General features: G+C 50.0%; 1 pseudogene. It reads right to left on the minus strand.

Annotated elements, in window-relative coordinates:
• Positions 1-12 precede the first annotated feature (12 nt).
• Positions 13-226 (minus strand): annotated as a pseudogene (locus AC6CIA_RS26535) (IS481 family transposase); the annotation flags it as partial.

Genomic DNA, 226 nt, shown 5'->3' on the forward strand with positions numbered 1-226 from the left:
CGGGGACATCGTTTACACATTTGAAGCTTGGATGCGGCTCTTGCCTCGTCCAAGCCTGCCCAGGGGATAGTCACATAGGTACAGATCCCAAACATCCTCTTCAGCTTCTTTAAGCCCTATCCGTTCTCCAGATAAAGCCTCGCTGACAAATACCAGCTTGTTCTTCCACAAGATAGAACCGTCCTGCCTGACACTTCGAACCTGCATTTCTGCCGGATATTCCACA

The organism is Pseudomonas sp. GQ91 (assembly GCF_059758795.1).